Origin of the sequence: Nitrospira sp., from assembly GCA_024760545.1 — a bacterium.
Classification (GTDB): Bacteria; Nitrospirota; Nitrospiria; order Nitrospirales; family Nitrospiraceae; genus Nitrospira_D.
Genome location: CP060501.1, coordinates 2,492,732 through 2,509,778 on the forward strand (window position 1 = coordinate 2,492,732; position 17,047 = coordinate 2,509,778).

16 protein-coding genes and 1 tRNA gene are annotated in these 17,047 nt (G+C 54.1%); 10 read left to right on the plus strand and 7 right to left on the minus strand.

Annotated elements, in window-relative coordinates:
• Positions 1-289: 289 nt before the first annotated feature.
• The gene (locus H8K03_11745; protein UVT18508.1) at positions 290-2,134 is read right to left on the minus strand and encodes a hypothetical protein; all 1,845 of its coding nucleotides are present in this window, start codon (positions 2,132-2,134) and stop codon (positions 290-292) included.
• A 416-nt stretch (positions 2,135-2,550) separates the two neighbouring features.
• Between H8K03_11745 and H8K03_11750 the strand changes: the two genes are divergently transcribed.
• The 4 genes from H8K03_11750 to H8K03_11765 all read left to right on the plus strand — a co-directional run bounded on the left by H8K03_11750 (position 2,551) and on the right by H8K03_11765 (position 5,809).
• A complete protein-coding gene (locus tag H8K03_11750; protein ID UVT18509.1) occupies positions 2,551-2,790 on the plus strand; it encodes an Hsp20/alpha crystallin family protein in 240 nt (79 codons plus the stop codon).
• Between the two features lie 353 nt (positions 2,791-3,143).
• A complete protein-coding gene (locus H8K03_11755; GenBank protein ID UVT18510.1) occupies positions 3,144-4,064 on the plus strand; it encodes a YfdX family protein in 921 nt (306 codons plus the stop codon).
• Positions 4,065-4,149: 85 nt separating this feature from the next.
• Positions 4,150-4,911, plus strand: coding sequence for a BON domain-containing protein (locus H8K03_11760; GenBank protein ID UVT18511.1), 762 nt, complete (start codon positions 4,150-4,152; stop codon positions 4,909-4,911).
• Positions 4,912-5,359: 448 nt separating this feature from the next.
• Positions 5,360-5,809 (plus strand): Hsp20/alpha crystallin family protein, encoded by a 450-nt coding sequence (locus H8K03_11765; protein ID UVT18512.1) that lies wholly within the window; start codon positions 5,360-5,362, stop codon positions 5,807-5,809.
• A gap of 749 nt (positions 5,810-6,558) precedes the next feature.
• Here the strand turns inward: H8K03_11765 and H8K03_11770 are convergent.
• From H8K03_11770 to H8K03_11785, 4 genes are all read right to left on the minus strand, one after another.
• On the minus strand, positions 6,559-6,885 hold the full coding sequence (locus H8K03_11770; GenBank protein UVT18513.1) for a hypothetical protein: 327 nt from the start codon (positions 6,883-6,885) through the stop codon (positions 6,559-6,561).
• 703 nt (positions 6,886-7,588) lie between these two features.
• Positions 7,589-7,795, minus strand: a complete 207-nt coding sequence (locus tag H8K03_11775; GenBank protein ID UVT22457.1) for a DUF1653 domain-containing protein — start codon at positions 7,793-7,795, stop codon at positions 7,589-7,591.
• Positions 7,796-7,950: 155 nt separating this feature from the next.
• Positions 7,951-8,037, minus strand: a tRNA-Leu gene (locus tag H8K03_11780).
• A gap of 206 nt (positions 8,038-8,243) precedes the next feature.
• Entirely contained in the window at positions 8,244-9,698 is a 1,455-nt protein-coding gene (locus H8K03_11785; protein ID UVT18514.1) for a hypothetical protein, read from the minus strand.
• 219 nt (positions 9,699-9,917) lie between these two features.
• Here H8K03_11785 and H8K03_11790 point away from each other — a divergent pair, with 219 nt between their 5' ends.
• Positions 9,918-10,187 carry a hypothetical protein gene (locus tag H8K03_11790; protein UVT18515.1) on the plus strand — a complete coding sequence of 90 codons (270 nt, stop codon included), beginning with the start codon at positions 9,918-9,920 and terminating at the stop codon, positions 10,185-10,187.
• A gap of 156 nt (positions 10,188-10,343) precedes the next feature.
• Here H8K03_11790 and H8K03_11795 read toward each other — a convergent pair whose 3' ends face one another.
• Both H8K03_11795 and H8K03_11800 read right to left on the minus strand, forming a co-directional pair.
• Positions 10,344-11,375, minus strand: a complete 1,032-nt coding sequence (locus H8K03_11795) for a tetratricopeptide repeat protein (GenBank protein ID UVT18516.1) — start codon at positions 11,373-11,375, stop codon at positions 10,344-10,346.
• A 7-nt stretch (positions 11,376-11,382) separates the two neighbouring features.
• On the minus strand, positions 11,383-12,825 hold the full coding sequence (locus tag H8K03_11800) for an FAD-dependent thymidylate synthase (protein ID UVT22458.1): 1,443 nt from the start codon (positions 12,823-12,825) through the stop codon (positions 11,383-11,385).
• Positions 12,826-13,075: 250 nt separating this feature from the next.
• Between H8K03_11800 and H8K03_11805 the strand changes: the two genes are divergently transcribed.
• The 5 genes from H8K03_11805 (at position 13,076) to dnaA (ending at position 17,032) form a co-directional block, all read left to right on the plus strand.
• Positions 13,076-14,338: a histidine--tRNA ligase gene (locus H8K03_11805; protein ID UVT18517.1), complete on the plus strand. Its 1,263-nt coding sequence runs from the start codon at positions 13,076-13,078 to the stop codon at positions 14,336-14,338.
• Between the two features lie 108 nt (positions 14,339-14,446).
• The gene (locus tag H8K03_11810) at positions 14,447-14,764 is read left to right on the plus strand and encodes a DsrE family protein (GenBank protein ID UVT18518.1); all 318 of its coding nucleotides are present in this window, start codon (positions 14,447-14,449) and stop codon (positions 14,762-14,764) included.
• A 16-nt stretch (positions 14,765-14,780) separates the two neighbouring features.
• Positions 14,781-15,122 carry a hypothetical protein gene (locus H8K03_11815; protein UVT18519.1) on the plus strand — a complete coding sequence of 114 codons (342 nt, stop codon included), beginning with the start codon at positions 14,781-14,783 and terminating at the stop codon, positions 15,120-15,122.
• Positions 15,123-15,135: 13 nt separating this feature from the next.
• Positions 15,136-15,357 carry a hypothetical protein gene (locus tag H8K03_11820; protein UVT18520.1) on the plus strand — a complete coding sequence of 74 codons (222 nt, stop codon included), beginning with the start codon at positions 15,136-15,138 and terminating at the stop codon, positions 15,355-15,357.
• Between the two features lie 331 nt (positions 15,358-15,688).
• Entirely contained in the window at positions 15,689-17,032 is a 1,344-nt protein-coding gene (gene dnaA / locus H8K03_11825) for a chromosomal replication initiator protein DnaA (protein ID UVT18521.1), read from the plus strand.
• The last annotated feature ends 15 nt before the right edge of the window (positions 17,033-17,047 follow it).

Genomic DNA, 17,047 nt, shown 5'->3' on the forward strand with positions numbered 1-17,047 from the left:
GTAACTAGCTAGGACTAGAACGTTGTATTCCTAGGAAGGTCTTGTATCGTCATGGTCGTAGCCTGATAGAAAGCCCCTTCACGAACTGACTGAAACCGAGGCCGCGTATCCATCGCATTCCGCTTTTCTCAGAAATGATAGCCGGCATCAATTGCCATGAGCTTTGCAAACTGCCCGATCAAGCTCCTCTCTTCGTTCGGCAGCGGCCAACTGTGGTTGAAACTAGCGTGTATGATGTCTCCACGGTTTCCGCAGGGGCGAGGTCATCGCCCCTGCGGAAGCTCCGATGCTATTGGCTATTCACCTGTAGTTGAATACTACCAATCTCAGGCAGCGCAGGATTGATGGTCACTGTGTATGGTTCTGCTGAAGCCAGGGTCACCGGGTTGAGAGTAAAGCTCGATGCTGAACTCGTCATCCCAGCTTGCAGGATACCATTCGGGCTATAGAGATTGACTGTCACGTTGCCGAGATTATTGTTCGTGACCTTGATCGTGGCCTGTTGATTCGCGGCACCGGTAAACGTATAGCGCCCATTCTGGCCCGCGCGGCTGACCGTGATCGGCCGAGGAGCCGCATTCACCTTGAGCGAATCCGAAACCTCGCTCGAAAGAGTCAAGGTCATTTTGCCAGTGTAGCTGCCGACAGGATCAACGAGAACCGTGTACGTGCCGGTGGTCGGCAAAGGATTTTGATCTGCGAGGCCCCCGCCCGCCGTACCCACAGCCGTTGAGGCAAGAATGGTCCCATCGGATGTCAGAAGCGTGACCGCGGTGGATGTAATACTCACCCCCGTCAGCCCGAGATTCACCCATTGTCCGGCGTTGCCATTGAACGTGTACCGCGCCGTCTGGCCCGCCTTGTTCAGGCTGACCGGCACTGAGGCTCCATCGATTGCGATCGTACCCGTGACGGGAGAGGAAAGGGCGAGGGTCATACTGCCGGTGTAGTTACTAACCGGCTCGACCGCAATGGTATACGTCCCCGTCACTGGCAGAGCCGTCAACGGATCAAGACTGCCGCCACTTGGACCAACGGTGGTCGCTTCCCACTTGCTGCCATCCGGTTTCAGAATGGACACAGCAGTCATGGGAATTGACACCCCGGTCAGACCGAGATTCACCCATTGCCCTTCCGTCCCGTTAAATGTATAGCGTGCCCGTTGACCCGGCACCGTCAGGTTCGGTGTCACGGTTCCTTGGTCAACCGCGAGGGTGCCGGTCAGTTCTGGAGCGTTATACAGCGCGAGCTTGAGCTTCCCGGTATAACTCAGGTCCGATTCAATCAGGACAGCATAGGTTCCGGAAGCCGGAAGAACCTGCCCCGGAATCATAGTGCCACCACCCGCAGAGACAAATGAGACCGGCTTACCCAATAAACTCCCGTCCGGACCAACAATAGAGACATATCCGCTCCGGATTGTCACCTCACTCAACTGCAAACTCACCGATTGGCCACTTTGTCCCGAGAATTTATAGCGGGCCTTCTGCCCAGTCCGATCAATACCGACTGTTACAGCTGAACCATGAGGGACGATATCACCGCTAAGCTCGCTTGAAACCGAGATCTTGAAACTCCCCGTATACGTACTGAGCGGGTCGATGAATATTGTATAGGTTCCGGTCACCGGCAATTCTTCAAGATCGACGCTTGCGCCGTTCATCTCACTGGAAGAGATCGTGGCCGCCGAATCGGTTGAAAACTGGTACGCTGGCATGGAGGTATGCACCGTTGTCAGTGAGGAGACGGGCCGCTCGCCCATCGTCGCATAATAGTTCTTCACTGCGGAGACATGTCTGGGCATCACCCCGCCATCAGGCCGATAGACTGAAACGTAAAACTGTGTGAGCGTGACACCGCTGAAGCCGATATTGATCCGCTGGCCGGCTGTGCCGTCGAAGACCAGCAAGCCGTTCTTATTCGGAGTGGCAATTTTTACTGTGGCTGGTTCCCCATTGACTGCGATGCGACCGTTGTATTCAATGTCCGCGGCCGCGACGCCTGGCGGTAGAGCCATATCTCCTGCATAAGTCATGTCGATGGCAGTGCTGCAAATGAACCCCGCTGCCCCAAGCACAAGCATGACTGTTCCCACTCGCACTCGGCACTTCACCCACGGCCATAGGCTGTACATGGTCGACCTCCTATTGAAGTCTTCTAGATTGGAAGAGAGTTGTCGCAGTTTCAATGAAACATCTCATGAAGTCATCACACTTTATGTGCTTCGAATGATTGGCGTTTCCAAGGAATTATCTCGTTGAGCGTGGTCATCAACGCCATAACCTCGTCCTCCTTACGTCTGAATTGACCTTGTGATCATCATCAAAAGAATAACGACTCTGCGGAACACTCGTGCCAATAATTCTTTCTGAAGAAAAGTCAATAGGGGCGAGGCCCTTCATGCCTCGGTCCACCTCTATCCTCCAGTCAAGGTCATAGAAATGGGTCTGGGAATGAACTGGATCCGTTGGGACTCTTTCCAGCAACGGCACGGTATCCGCATCGCCATGTGCCCCAATCCGGCCGGAGGTGAACAAACGGGATATACGGGTGACCGTCGATAATAAGGTGCTTTTCCTCCAAGGCGAGCGGAAAGAAGAGCCGAAGGGTGCCGGACGGAGGATCCATCGCCCTGAACGGGCGTACGGACGCTTTCTCCGGAGCTTTACGCTTCCGGATTCGGTCGAGGTGGCGCACGTGAAGGCGGAATTTAGGGATGGGATGCTATACGTCCACTTACCGAAATCTGCTCACTCCCAAGCCAAAACCATCGATGTGAAAGCGGCATAACGAAAGCGCTCCCAACAATTGCATTCCGCAGCCAACGGCCCGTCCTGCAGGACGGGCCGTTCCTTTATTGTGTTCTGATTCCCACAGGACGGTTTTTTCCTTCGATGGATAACCGACAAATTCATATCCGGTCTGATAATCATAAATACGTACAATGTTATCAGCCGCTCCCGGTTCACCCTCCTCTTGACTTCGTTTTGCTGAGAATTATGAAAAACTGCGTGAAGCGGATCCATCTCGGAAGTGAGTGATCTGCGGCACGAGCTCAATCAACACGCAACACGAAAGGAACATACGGTCTCGTCACTGGTCATAGGACAGGACCAGGGGCTTCAAAGAGGAGGAATGATCTCATGAAACGTTATGCATTGATAGTGGCATTGACTGTAGGACTGATAACGTCGGCCTTGGTGAGTGTGTGTTCAAGCGCCCCTGAGAAATCCCTAGATCATCCTCAAAATAAATCAGGTACGAACAAGCCAATGACCGGTGCGGTCAAGGGGCAGGCTGAGCAAGAGATGAGTCAGCAGCGGAAAAAGATTCTTGATGAAGCCACGTCAGCGATTCAAGAAACGAAAAAAGCGCTGAAGGCCCTGGAAGACAAGAAATCCGACGACGCGCTGAAAGCGTTGGAACGGGCCACAGGAAAGCTGAATATTCTGCTCGCGCGAGATCCACACCTGGCGCTCGCGCCAATAGATGTCGCAGTGACGACTCATGACCTCTATGCCACAGTGGATCAGATTAAGGCGGTTCGCAAACAAGCAGAAAACCATCTTGAGAAGGGGGAAGTTCAGAAGGCTCGGTTGTTGATCCGAGGATTGGGGAGCGAGATCGTGATCAGTGTGACAAGTCTTCCGTTACAAACATATCCTGCGGCGATTGCGGCCGTGACGCCTCTGATTGACAAGGGGAACATTGAAGAGGCGAAAGAGGCTCTGCAGGCAGCTCTCAATACACTGGTCGTGTCCGAACATATCATGTCCTTACCGCTCATACGGGCGGAGGAAAAGTTAGCCAAGGCGGAAGAGTTGGCTCAGAAAGACACGCGCACCGACGAAGAGAGCAAGACCCTTGCGAAATTACTCGAGGAGGCCCGGGAACAACTGAAGCTATCCGAACTTTTGGGGTATGGGACAAAGGAAGATTACAAGAAGTTTTATGCGGAAATTGAACAAATTGAAGATAAGACAAAGGGTGGCAAATCTGCAAAGGCAATTTTTGCTCCCCTTAAAGAGTACCTTGCCGACCTCAAACGTTCTCTCTTCGACTGACTTTTGTTAAGCGGTATCGCCGTTATCGGGGAAGCTCCCGCCAACGGAGCTTCCCTCTGGAGGCATTGAGCTAGAGGAGGATGTTATGAACCGAAAACTGAATGGGGTGGTTGCAGTGATCCTGGTTGTCTTATCGACCTGGCTGGTCGGTTTTGTGGGCGATGTGACGAAAACCACGGACCTACAGATTGAATCGGCAATCCGAGAACGATTGGCCTCAGATGGTCGAATCGATGCGAAGAATATTCAGGTCAACGTCGACCAAGGCGTGGTCATCTTGACCGGGACTGTGCCGGATTTGGAGAGTAAGGGTTTGGCCGAAGCGCTAGTGAGCGGAACCATTGTGGGCGTCCGTCAGCTGCACAATGAAATCACCGTCGTGCCACCCGTGGTCAAAGATGAAATGATCCGCAAGTCGATTGAGGCGGCGCTGAGATCCGTTCCGGCCCTGAGAGACAACAAAACGAATACGATCACTGTGCTGGTTCATGAAGGGGATGTGGTGCTTAAGGGAGCTGTGGAGAAGCCGCTGCACAGCCGCCTGGCATATAAGACGGCGCAGACTGTGCCGGGCGTTGTGTCAATTGCGAACTTGCTGAAGGTTGTGGGGGAACCTCGACCTGACCGAGACCTCGAAAAGGATGTCATGGCTTACTTGAAATGGGCGCCGTTTGTCGATCTCGATCAAGTCGAATACAGCATCGAGAAGGGTGTGATCAAACTCAAGGGAAAGATCGAGCACCATGCCGGCCTTGTGAGTTTGGTCAACGATCTGGAGAAAATTCGTGGCGTGGTGGATGTGGACGTATCGGAGATGACAGTGACGAAGACTCAGCAAAAAGGCTAACCTCAACAGTTATCGCAGGCGAGTGGGCAAGCTTTCGTCTCACTCGCCTGGAGAGATCCAATTCAGCGCCTATGCTTTTTGTGCGCGAACAAACTGGATGTCCTGCGTGGTTTCGGTTGGCCCACGTTTCAATGCGATCGTTGGATGGCGGGATTCTAGAAGGGAGCGGTTGGTTCGAGGACCAATTTCCCAGCCCCATCCCCTCGGCGTGAGATGCTATTAGGTATGGACATGATCGGTAGCCGCTTAGTAGAGAGCAGTCTACCCTAAGCCCACTTCTGGCGAGAACAATCGGCCTCGTGCGCCCATCGACCAAGGGTAATTCCTGTATGAATCCACCCTTGACTTCCCCATCGTTCGATTTATCTACGCGCCATCCAGTTGGATCGGCGCCGCACCAGCGCAGCTAACCTGATAGGTAACCAGGACTGACCGAAAGGAGGTTACTATGGCACTCGTACGATGGGACCCATTTCGAGAGTTGGAAGAAGTGTCAGATCGGTTGAATCGGTTGTTCGCACGACCTACAGAGCGAACGTCGAATGGCAAAGAAACCATGATCGTAGCCGATTGGACGCCGTCTGTTGATATCAGTGAGACCGAAGGGGAGTATCAGATCAAGGCCGAGATTCCGGATGTGAAGAAGGAGGACGTGAAGATCACGCTCGAAGATGGTGTGCTTACCATTCAGGGCGAGCGCAAGCACGAGAAAGAGGAAAAGGGGAAGAAGTTCCATCGGATTGAACGATCCTACGGCAGCTTTGCCCGGACCTTCGCTTTGCCCGATGTGATTGAAGTGGACCAGGTGAAAGCCGAGTTCAAGGATGGCGTGTTGAGTCTCCATCTGCCGAAGTCGGAGAAGGCGAAACCGAAGGCCATCGAAGTCAAGGTGGCGTAACCCGCTGAGCGGATGCATGGAGCGCTGAAGACCAGGGGGGAGAGGTGTGCTTCGTGCCAGTGGGGGTTTGCTTGTAGTCAATGGAGTCGCGATATCCACAAGGAGGCGGTCATGGGCCTGCACTGGTTCAATTTGCTAGGGTTCGTGATGTTATTTCTTGCACTCCTTTTGAATGAAATTGTCATGGTGAACGTGTGGTATGACTCTAACTTGTTCTTAATCGCTATAGAGGTAACATACCTCCTCGCTGCCCTGTGCCTTGCACTCTGGGGAAGTTCCGATCACCAGCAAACCTGACCCGCGTTCCTTTCTCAGAGAATCCTGAATCCGGGGAGGTGCTGTCTTATGAATCCACGAAAAACGAACTGAGCCGTACAACAAGATCATCGGCGAGTTACAGGAGATGCGGCGGATATACGGGGGAGCTGGTGAAGAAAGCGGTAGCAGAGAAGCGGCAAGCCTATGTCATCGTCAATGATCGAGTAGAGGGGAATGCCCCGTTGACGATTCAAGCCTTAGTCGGGACGACATTAGGGGGTCTCCCAGTACCGACCGAGACCTGAAGACGATAGTCTGAATCAGAAGAGCGCAGTGGAAACATTACGAATCGGTAGCGGAAACGCTACGAAGACATAATGTAAAAATTGCGCTGTTCGCTAAGCTCCGTTCTTGAAAGAGGACGGAGCTTTCTTTTTGATAGCGCAAGGTGAAAGCGGTAGCAAAGCGCATGCGGGAACCTAACAGGGTGGTTACCGTATACGATCCGAGGAAATAGAATTGCTGTGGTAATCGTGTTCAGGGCTGCGCTCCTGGAGCATCTGGTATGGCGGATCGGATGCGCGAGGGGGAGGGGACCGGAGTGGACTAGCACGAGGTGGTGGCGTCGCCGCAATCTCGCCATGCCTCGGCACGATCGGCGCGTAATTCGTCGTCCCATCGCGGTTGCGATACCCATAGCCGGTCTTGGGGGTGGCATCGCTGCGCCGGGGACCGAAACTGCTCCCGTGATGATCTGCCCATTGCGCTTGAGCGTCAACCGTGAGCAAGAGCGTCGCCAGTATTAACATGTACAGCATAAGAACCTCTCGGCAAACTGGATGCTACGGTCAGCTTACCAAAGAAGAAAGATGAATGTATGGGTGGGGGATTGAGAGGAATCAATTTACTCCCTCAAAAGGAACCCCTCGAATAATGGAGTTAGGACGAGTCTGAAAGACTGGCGATACGATGTCCTATGAATCGTCATGACGATTTCCAATCAGCCAGATCCGATTTCGACCGCTACGATGTAGCGATTGTCGCTAATTTGTCCAGCCCGACGTTGAACGGTCTGACGAACGATCAATTCTATTTTCAATTTGAGAAGACAGGAATGTTCTCCAATGATGGATTGCCAACGTCACCTCCGAGCATCGCGTCTGTAGTGCAGAAGTCTTGGTATCTAGATTTTCACCCGGTGGACAGTTCGTCCGCGGAGAAATTACCTCGTTAGCCCTCACAGCTGTTCCCTTGCCCGGGGCACTTATCCTGTTCGGCTCCGGAGCGGGTTTCTTGGCTTATGCTATACGCCAAACTAGAGGGATGCGGACAAGCTTGTGACATGAAAGACCCTGCCTTTAGTAACTCATCTGTCTGATTGTCCTTATGACTTAAGCGGATCGTCTTCATCTCTTTCCATGCTTACAGATAGGGCATTCAATGGATAAGGACATTGACTGCAATACGGCCAAGCAGTTCACATGTGCTTCGCTTCGTGGCTTATTGGCCAAATGCTGCTTCCTAATCTACTCGCGAAAAGCGTGGAATGGAAACGCCTCCCTTATCGACGCTCTCAGTAAACATGGCAACCGGTCTTATCCAGAGCCCTCGATCGCCGTACAACGCCCGGTAAACGACAAACTCCTCCTCTCTTTCGGATTGCCTGGCGACTCCCAAAACTTCATAGTCCTGGCCCTTATGGTGTCGGTAAATGCCGGGTGAGACCATGATCGCCTGCTCCTCGTAGTGGGGGGGAATCTGCATGTCCACTTGACAGTTACTTTACAATTCCGCCGAAGACGCCCCTTGGAAGGGCGCAAACGACATTCCGCAGATAAGGCTCGAAACGATGAAACCGCTTGACGCTAGCGTGGATTGTGCGGTGGTGCCGAAGCCGGGATTTGAACCCGGACACCCGTGAGGGCGCTAGACCCTGAATCTAGTGCGTCTGCCAGTTCCGCCACTTCGGCATTAGGGATGTTGAAAAAGCCCGCCAGCTTCGTTCTCACGAACCTCAAAGGCTCAACGTACCGGCACAGAGTACGCTTCGCCTTTTCGCTCCGCTCGGGCCTTGCTGAACGTCCTTTTTGAACATCCCTGGGAATGAATACAGCAAGGGGAGCCGGATTATCCTGAATTTTCATCGCTCGCGTCAAGCAACCGCCGTCGAGAGAGTTCACGGTGCGGCACGAGTAGCTGTCTGGGAAATGGCCCATGGACCCGTGCCCGTGATGTCGCGTGGATCGCCACTGACGATAATGCGTTCGTGAGCCAGACCGGCTGCAGCGAGCAGCGAGGAGACTGCAATCCTCGGAGCCTCATCGACGATGAGGACATCGAAGCGCACCCGGCTGAACAAGGGGTCGCTCGCGACTCGAGCGGGAGTGGCCGCGACCAGTCTCCGGTTCTGAAGGAAGGCCTGACGGTTCGGGCTTGCTTCAGCAGCCAGCAACTCACGGACCTTTTTCGTTCCACCCAATTTCGTGATGTGCTCCTTCAGTTCGCCAAACTCGGCACGCGTTCCTCGAGGGACGGCCGCCTCCGGAACAAGCTGCTGAATGCGACCTTTCGCGACATCGAGTTCGTCGTTCAGTTGGTTCATCTTGCTCTGATACAGCGCACGGTACTGCGTAAGTGATTCCGCATTCTTCCCCACCGCCTGCATGCCCAGTCGCTGTAACAGCGGCAGATTTTCGAATTCCTTGAGCATGGTCTCAACATCGGCCATTCTGACTTGCAGCTCCCTGAATTGTGTCACGAGGCGCCATTCCAAGGAGCGAACTTCGTCCAAATCTTTCTGCTTCGCTTCTTTCTGGGCCAGCAGAGGGGCCAGCTCTCGGAAGCGTTCGTATTTATGTTTCAGCGAGGCTTTATCGGCCTGTGACCTGGCATAGAACCGGTGCATCTGTGCTTCGAACCCCAATTCATGAAGATCGATGCCTCCGGTTCGCGAGGCAATCGGGAGTTCATATCGAGTCATCCACGTTCTGTAGTTGAGCCCGCCGGCGTTCATAGTCCGCGCGACCGTCCCTACAACCTCATCGCACTCGTCATGATCCGGACTGATCAAAAGTACGCGCTTATTGCCGCGAATCAGTTCCGTGGCCAATTTCCCGAGTTGTTGACGACGCAGTGACCGGTCATCCGACCACATTGCCGTGAAAATAGATGTGCGGGAAAGAAATGCTTCGGCGTCGATGTCTTGCATTTGCAGCAGGGCTGTCAACCGCTCGGTCGGCCCAAGGTGATACTGGTCGGGCTTCGCCAGGATTTCTTTCAGTCGGGCCGCCGATGTACTGACAAGACCGGCCTGATCCGGAACGAGGGTGGCGGAGGGGACTTCGCTTCCGAGGGCATCGATCAGCTGAACGAGAATGCGTTCGCCTGTTTGCCGGAGCACAATTCCTTCCGTTGTTTCTGCTTCATCAGTCGGAACAACAGCCACCGGAAGATCGACACACAGCGTGACGTCAGACGGCACGACAAATTCGTACAGATGGAGCCCGCCGATCGTGTGCACCAGGCGGCCCTGAGACGCCACGAAAGGAGCATCACGCTCTGTTTCCGTGAGGTGGACCCGTTCGTGTTCAAGCTGGGTAGCCCACAATTCGATAAGTTCTCTTGCTGTCATGACGACTCCCTTTACCGGCATATTCAACATAAGGGACCGTCATGATAAATGTCCGGCGGGAGAGCTGTCTACCGCCAGAGACTCGAGGTTGCCCTTGTCTTCACGACCAAAACACGTCTAAAATGAACCCCTTTCTATGGGCTGGCAGGAGGAAACAGGCCGTTCCGCGATGCGAGAAGAGAACTGGCTGGTTTCCCACATCGGGCTGAGGAGGAATTTGTGAAGGGGTTGCGGTTCGAGCGGATCGGCAAGGGGCGGTATTACAATGTCGTCTTTCACATCGGCAGCACCTACGTGCCCGTGAGTGACGATACTGTGGAAGAACTCAAGGGGCAGAGCCTGTTGCCGGCCGAACGATTTCTGGATCTCCTCATCGACCGTGTTGGGTATTCGTCCTACTTGAAGGATCAGATCCGAAATGAATTGAAAGCGACGGGCGATCCGGTTACACAGATCACCGTGCTGCAAGGCGCCATCCGAGAGTTGTAGATCTCCTCCCTCGTGAAACGCATCTCCTAGAATTCCTGCTCACGCTTCCAACCCTAATGGGACCAATCGAGTGGGGCCTGACTGCGCGCGTCGAGCGACCACTGCTTCACCGTGGGGACTCTGCGAGCAAAGGACCTGCCCGATTGGCCCCAATCTTCAATCTCCCACCTGGCCTTCCTGGAACAGCTGATTCATGATCTGATTCCGCTTTTCCGGATCGCGATAGAACTTCAACGCCTTGGTATAGTTCTCCATCGCGCTCTGGCGTTTGCCGCGGAGCGCGTAGATCTCGGCGATCCCATGATAGGCTCGCGCATCCTCTTCATTGCACTTGAGCGCCCGGCTAAAAATGTCCGCGGCTTCTTGAAGTCGTTGCTTGCCTAACGCGAGCCACCCGAGAGCGGAATGGGCGGCGCCAAAATCCGGATCGGCATTGAGCGCATCTTGGTAGCTCTTCTGCGCCAAGTCCAGGCGCCCGCGCGTTTCGTAGAGTCCGCCCAGCGCAAAGTGCACTTCGGCATCCTGTGGGTTCAATTTCAGGGCGGTCTTGTACGATTGTACCGCCGGCTCCACCTTCCCCTGTTCTGCCAGCGCACAGGCGAGGTTCGAATGCGCCGCGGAATCGTTCGGGTTGAGCTTGATAACCTCACGGTATTCTTTGATCGCCATTTCCAACCGGCCTTGATCTTGATACGCGACACCCAGATTCATCCGGGCCGGAGCAAAGTCCGGAGCGAGACGGATGGCTTCGCGGTACTCCTTGATCGCCATTTCAAGATGACCGGCGCGTTCGTGAATCTGTGCGAGAAAGTAATGAGGAGACGCCGATTGCGGAAGCAACCGCGCGGCTTCCATGTATGGTTGCATAGACTGTTCGGATTGGCCGGACTGCGCGAGAAACAGGCCGGTGATCAAATGGGCGTGGCCGCAGCTCACATGCCTGGCGAGCAGATCGTTCACCCAACTCCCCACGGTTGTGATGTCCTGCGGGGCTTCAAGGCAGAGCGCATGGGTTTTCCAGGCGTCGGCAAACCGACCCTGCACGAGATACACGACATTTCGCGCAAAGAGAGGACGTGGGTCCTTCGCTCCCTCGGAGTCCCGGCTCCAGGCCAACGACTCGGCAAATAGGGTGTCCCATGCGCCGGCGATCATGGCCGCCTCACAGTTCTGCTGGTGAGTACCCATAGGGTTCTTATCGAGTCAGTGTGTCTTCGATATCGGGCGATGTCGCGCGAATCTGTTCACCGAGGAAGGGGAATCGTTGGGTGAGCTGTTGTTTCATCTGCCACGCGACCGTCCGGTACGACCAGTGGCCTTTGACGCCGGATCGTAGCTTGCTGATGTATTCGGCTTCAGCATAGTCCATTTTGAACAAGCAACGCACTTTGAAGCCGAACGGAATCGCGTAGAGCGACGCTTCTTGATCCTTTTTCCTGAGTAACTCGATGTCGTGACGCACGGCATCCATCGCTTGCCGGTACTCCAGATCCAACCCCGCTTCGACAAGCGGCGGCGGAACATCGTAGCCATGGACGGTCGTGAAGTTCTGTTGCACTTGCTGGCAGCGGCGGTGGCGATGCATATCCCGCCACGCCCCGAGGTCCATCAGGATATCGAATGTGAATGCGTAACCGCTGCGAAACTCCTTGATGAGTTCATCGTAGGGGCCGCGCTGTTTGGTTGCGACCTCGATGGTCGCTTGCTTCTGTCGATCCGGCCATTCTTTGACGACTTCGAGTATTTTCCGGTACGGGGCTTGCGCGACCCGGTAGAGAAGCGTCGTGACGAGCTCGTCGAGAGGATGGTGTGGTTCGATCAAATCGACCGGTTCGACCGGACCCCAAGCATCCGGTTGGTCAAGGCCCGTTGGGCGCAACGCTTCACGAGCATGGCGGGCCAACTCCGAATACACCGATTCCTGGTACTGGCTGGCCTTGGCATGTCGCGCCAGTGTGGGCGCCAATGGGGCAGCTTGACCGGGCGATTGGCCGGATAATTCGCCCCACAGATTCACCGGCGGACGGTGACAGGCCTCTCTCAAATCTTCAGCGATTGCCCGCAATTCCGGAAGCTGAGAAGACAACAATCGTGTGATCTGCTTTTCCAACGTCCGGATGCTCACGACCTGACCGACGTTGGTCTTTGCGGCAAGGGGAAGCAGATACCGCGTCACATCGAACGCTCTGGCTGCTATGGTCCGCTCGTAGTCGGCAGGCTTCATCGACTCAGGGCGTGGCTCCCGTTCAGCCAGGAATCGCGTCAGCGGATCATGGAGCAAACGATAGACCTCGGAGAGGCTTCGAAGAATCCCCTCGTACACGGCTTCCGTTTCGCTGCCTCGAATCTGATCGGGCACAAACCATCGATTGGACGAAAAATTCTGATACCGGCTGGATTTCGCTTGACCATCCCACAGCGGTTCATCTTCCAACCGAATGGCGGCGAGTTCCGAAATGTCTTCAAAGCAAATGGTCACATGACCCAGGTCGGCAATGGAGGCGTGCCCGTAATCGAAGTAAAACTGTTCCCAGAATTTTTCGGACGAGTGGCCATGGACCCACTTGATGCTATTTTCTATTGAATCGGGGGAGCGACTGTATCGGGCGAGCGCATAGGCAGACGGTTCCGGCGGCATCGGGGCGATGGCAACTACCCGGCGACTGGTTCGGTCTTGGCTCATACGTCTGTTCTACGACGAGAACGCATCCACATGCTGCATTTTATGTAAGCCGCGCACTATACCGCTCGATTCAGAGTCGTGCAAGCTCGCTCCGTTGACTTGCCACAGAAAGCGCCGTTATAGTCCGCCGAGACCGGCACAACACGAGTTGTTGTACACGATTCTTCATGGTGAGTACCCACACGTTTTATCTCATCCAAAGCCCATGATCAAAGGCATCAAAGGCGTCAAGGATCTGTTGCCGGAGGACACACCCCGTTGGCGTCTCATCGAAGAGACCGCCAGACGATGGGCGGACCGGTATGGGTTTCATGAAATCCGCATTCCGATCTTTGAGGTCACGACCCTATTCGCAAGAAGCATCGGGGCATCGACGGACATCGTTGAGAAAGAAATGTACACCTTCCAGGATCGCGACGGCACATCGCTGACTCTGCGTCCTGAAGGGACTGCCGGAACTGTTCGCGCCTATATCGAGCACAACCGCGCGGCAGTTCCAGTCCCCCAGAAGTACTTCTACTTCGGGCCGATGTTTCGGCACGAAAGGCCTCAAGCAGGGCGCCTCCGCCAATTTCATCAGTTCGGCGTGGAGTCCCTGGGGATGGCCGATCCGCGCGCTGATGTGGAGGTCATTTCCCTTCTGTGGCGAATTCTCTGCGAACTTGGTCTCCCTAGTCTGACGCTGGAGATCAACAACCTCGGTTATGCCAGCGATCGAGATGTGTATCGGCCCCACCTCGTTGAGTACCTCAAACAACATGAATCCGGTCTCTGTGCAAATTGCCGACACCGTATTGAGGCCAATCCGCTCCGGGTTCTCGATTGCAAAGTTCCCGAGTGCCGCGCAATAACGGAGACGGCTCCCCGGCTGGCCGACTCGCTTTCAGAAGCGGCCCGTTCTTACTTCTCCCAGGTCTTGGCCGGCCTCGATGTCACGAAGATCCCTTATTCCTTGAACCATCGGCTCGTTCGTGGGCTTGATTACTATAACCTCACGACGTTCGAGGTCACCGCAACAAATCTTGGTGCGCAAAACGCCGTAGGGGCGGGCGGGCGCTACGACGGCCTCGTTGAGACTCTCGGAGGGCCTCGCACACCAGCAGTGGGTTTCGCTCTCGGTCTCGAACGGATGGCGATGTTGTTGCCTGAATCTGCACTGAATGCTCTTCCGGAGCGCGTGGTTGTGTATGTCGCGGGGTTCGGTGCTCTCGGAGCTGTAGCCGGTCTCTCAACCCTCGAAGAACTGCGTCATTCCGGAATCCAAGCGGTCTCGGACTTCCGGGCTTCGACGTTGAAGGCTCACTTGCGCCAAGCTGATCGTCTCGGCTGCCGATTTGCGCTCATTCTCGGAGATGAAGAAGCGACCAAAGGAACTGCCCTCTTGCGTAACATGGTCACGAAGACACAGCATGAACTCGGTATTTCAACTCTCTCCCGTGAAATTCACCCCTTTGTCCTCGGCTCGTAACGGTCGGTTTTTCAGGTTGACTTTCTCCTGAAAAACTCTTAGTCTCTGCCCATCTACAAATTCTGTAACCTACTGAATATTTAATATAAATTCCTGTGGATTCACACGGTGAAGCGTAAAATTGGTTTCCTCTTGGCCTTGCCTCCGTCGGACGAAAGTGCCACGACAGTCACTCGACTTGCCCAGGCAGCTGTCGAGGCTGGTCACGACGTCTACCTCTACCTCATCGATGAAGGCGTGAAGAACATGCACGCCCAACCATACCGAGACTTGGCATACTCCGGCGCCCGTGTTTTTGTGTGTGCGTATGGCTGCCGCCAACATGACGTATCTACCGACGCTCTGGACCCCAAGATGTCTCTCTGCGGCCTCGTTGTTCTTTCCGGGATCATTGACACCTGTACACCATTCCTCTCATTCACCTGAGAGCATCGAATCTCCTGTGGCCAAGAACATCGCTGTCGTCATTCAAGAAGATCCGCGCAAAACTCATAGGCCCGTGGAGGCGTTGCGAATTGCCCTTGGCCTTGCATCGGGATCTCATACGACGTCGGTCGTGCTCCTTCATGAATCTATTCGTCTCCTGACCGAACCCATGGATGATATTATCGATGTCGATCTTCTCGAAACGTATCTTCCCTCGATCCAACACCTGAATCTTCCCTTTATTCTGAACGACACAGTCGATCGATCACCACTCTGCCGTCATTTCCATATCCGCTATGAAACAGACGAAGCTATCAGTGCGCTTCTCCGATCTATGGATTGCGCGCTAGTTTTTTGAGTGAGGTATTCTCATGTCATCTGTCGTGTATGTGGTTCGTTCATCCCTCCACACGATTTCACAGTCACTCTGTCCTGAACAAGGTTCTGTCCTGATGATTTCCCTCAAGGACTCCCTTCTTCCGGGAACGGTGATCAGCACCAGCAAGGAATTCCCTTTAGAAGATGGGGAGCAATTGTCGTACGAGCAACTGATGGCTGTGTTGGTGAAAAGTGAGAAGGTTGTGACTCTATGACTCCGAAGTTTAGTAATAAAGAAAATTAGGAGTCGTCGGAATAGTAGTAACGGAGTGAATAAAGAGGATAAGAGGTAGTCGATTGATTTTGTTACGTGAACTCTGATGCGGAAGAATGGATAAGGGTGGGGATACACTCTGTATGGAAGCGTTGAAAGGTGTGAAGAGCCTGTGAGGGCCGGAATGAGCGTCGCGTGGGGCGGACTCCCTGACTCGACAGGTGAGGGTGCAACATGATATGCAGCATGCCTTCTTTCAGCGAAATTGAATCAATAGACGGATAGTTATCCACAGGTGTGAATAAGCCTGTGTATAGAAATTTGAGTCACTTATGACGAACGACGCTGTCTGGCAGGAAGTTCTGCAGTACATCCTAGCGAAGGTTCCAAAGCAGGTGTTTGATACGTGGTTTCTACCGGTGCATTTACACCGGATTGAAAACTCGACCGCCCACATTGGAGTTCCGAACAAGTTCTTCGGTGAGTGGCTGGACACTCATTATGGATCTCTCCTGGAAGAAGCCATGTCGACAGTTCGCGGGACTGGACCAATGGCCATCGCATTTACGGTGGTGGAAAAGACGGTTGGTCAGTCGATCGAGGCTCCAAGCGCAGTAGGCATTTCGAGGACCACCAGTCAAACGCGGCCACGCCGCGGGATCCAGCTGAACCCGAAGTATACGTTTAAAAATTTCGTGGTCGGTGCCGGGAATCAATTTGCCCACGCCGCGTGCATGGCCGTCGCCGAGCAGCCGGGTCAGACGTACAACCCGCTGTTCATCTACGGAGGGGTGGGCTTGGGGAAGACCCACCTCTTGAACGCGATAGGGAATCATGTGGCTGAAAGAAGTGATGTCCGAATCGCCTATTTGACGACCGAGCAGTTCACAAATGAAGTGATCAACTCCATTCGCTACGACAAGATGATGGATCTTCGGAAGCGCTACCGGCACATCGATATGCTTATGATCGATGATATTCAATTTCTGGTCGGGAAGGAGCGAACGCAGGAGGAGTTTTTCCATACGTTCAACGCGTTGTACGAGGGGCACAAACAGATCGTTCTCTCCAGCGATCGCTTTCCCAAGGATATGCCGGATATCGAGGAACGCCTGCGGTCTCGTTTTGAATGGGGGCTGATCGCGGATTTGCAACCTCCGGATGTGGAGACTCGCATCGCCATCTTGCGGAAGAAATCAGAGGATGAAGGAGTCAAACTGCCGGAAGATGTCATACAGTTCCTCTCCACCACGATGAAGAGTAATATCCGCGAACTTGAAGGGAGTCTGGTTCGATTGGGTGCGTACGCCTCGCTCACGGGGCAAGTCATTACTCTCGAACTCGCGAAAAACGTTCTTCGCGACCTCATCGGCGACAAGAAGAAGATTGTTGCGATGGATGATATTCAGGAAGCGGTGTGCTCTCAGTTTCACGTCAAATTGACGGAACTGAAATCCCGTCGCCGGAGCAAAACCCTTGTGCATCCTCGGCAGATTGCGATGTATCTGTGTCGCGAACTCACCGACGCATCGTACCCGGAAATCGGACGACAATTTGGCGGCAAGGATCATACGACCATCATTCACGCGTGCCGACAGGTTGCGAAGGCCAAGGAGGCTGATACAGAGTTGCATGCGACGCTCGAAACATTGAAGGAACATATTCTTCGAAGCTAACGAGTTGGCCGGGAG

Bases quoted from the DNA above. Each gene is read 5' to 3' on its own strand.
- H8K03_11745 (UVT18508.1), bottom strand. From the start codon at position 2,134: ATGTACAGCCTATGGCCGTGGGTGAAGTGCCGAGTGCGAGTGGGAACA.
- dnaA (UVT18521.1), top strand. From the start codon at position 15,689: ATGACGAACGACGCTGTCTGGCAGGAAGTTCTGCAGTACATCCTAGCG.
- H8K03_11760 (UVT18511.1), top strand. From the start codon at position 4,150: ATGAACCGAAAACTGAATGGGGTGGTTGCAGTGATCCTGGTTGTCTTA.
- H8K03_11795 (UVT18516.1), bottom strand. From the start codon at position 11,375: ATGGGTACTCACCAGCAGAACTGTGAGGCGGCCATGATCGCCGGCGCA.
- H8K03_11785 (UVT18514.1), bottom strand. From the start codon at position 9,698: ATGACAGCAAGAGAACTTATCGAATTGTGGGCTACCCAGCTTGAACAC.
- H8K03_11770 (UVT18513.1), bottom strand. From the start codon at position 6,885: ATGCTGTACATGTTAATACTGGCGACGCTCTTGCTCACGGTTGACGCT.
- H8K03_11775 (UVT22457.1), bottom strand. From the start codon at position 7,795: ATGGTCTCACCCGGCATTTACCGACACCATAAGGGCCAGGACTATGAA.
- H8K03_11820 (UVT18520.1), top strand. From the start codon at position 15,136: ATGTCATCTGTCGTGTATGTGGTTCGTTCATCCCTCCACACGATTTCA.
- H8K03_11765 (UVT18512.1), top strand. From the start codon at position 5,360: ATGGCACTCGTACGATGGGACCCATTTCGAGAGTTGGAAGAAGTGTCA.
- H8K03_11800 (UVT22458.1), bottom strand. From the start codon at position 12,825: ATGCCGCCGGAACCGTCTGCCTATGCGCTCGCCCGATACAGTCGCTCC.
- H8K03_11755 (UVT18510.1), top strand. From the start codon at position 3,144: ATGAAACGTTATGCATTGATAGTGGCATTGACTGTAGGACTGATAACG.
- H8K03_11805 (UVT18517.1), top strand. From the start codon at position 13,076: ATGATCAAAGGCATCAAAGGCGTCAAGGATCTGTTGCCGGAGGACACA.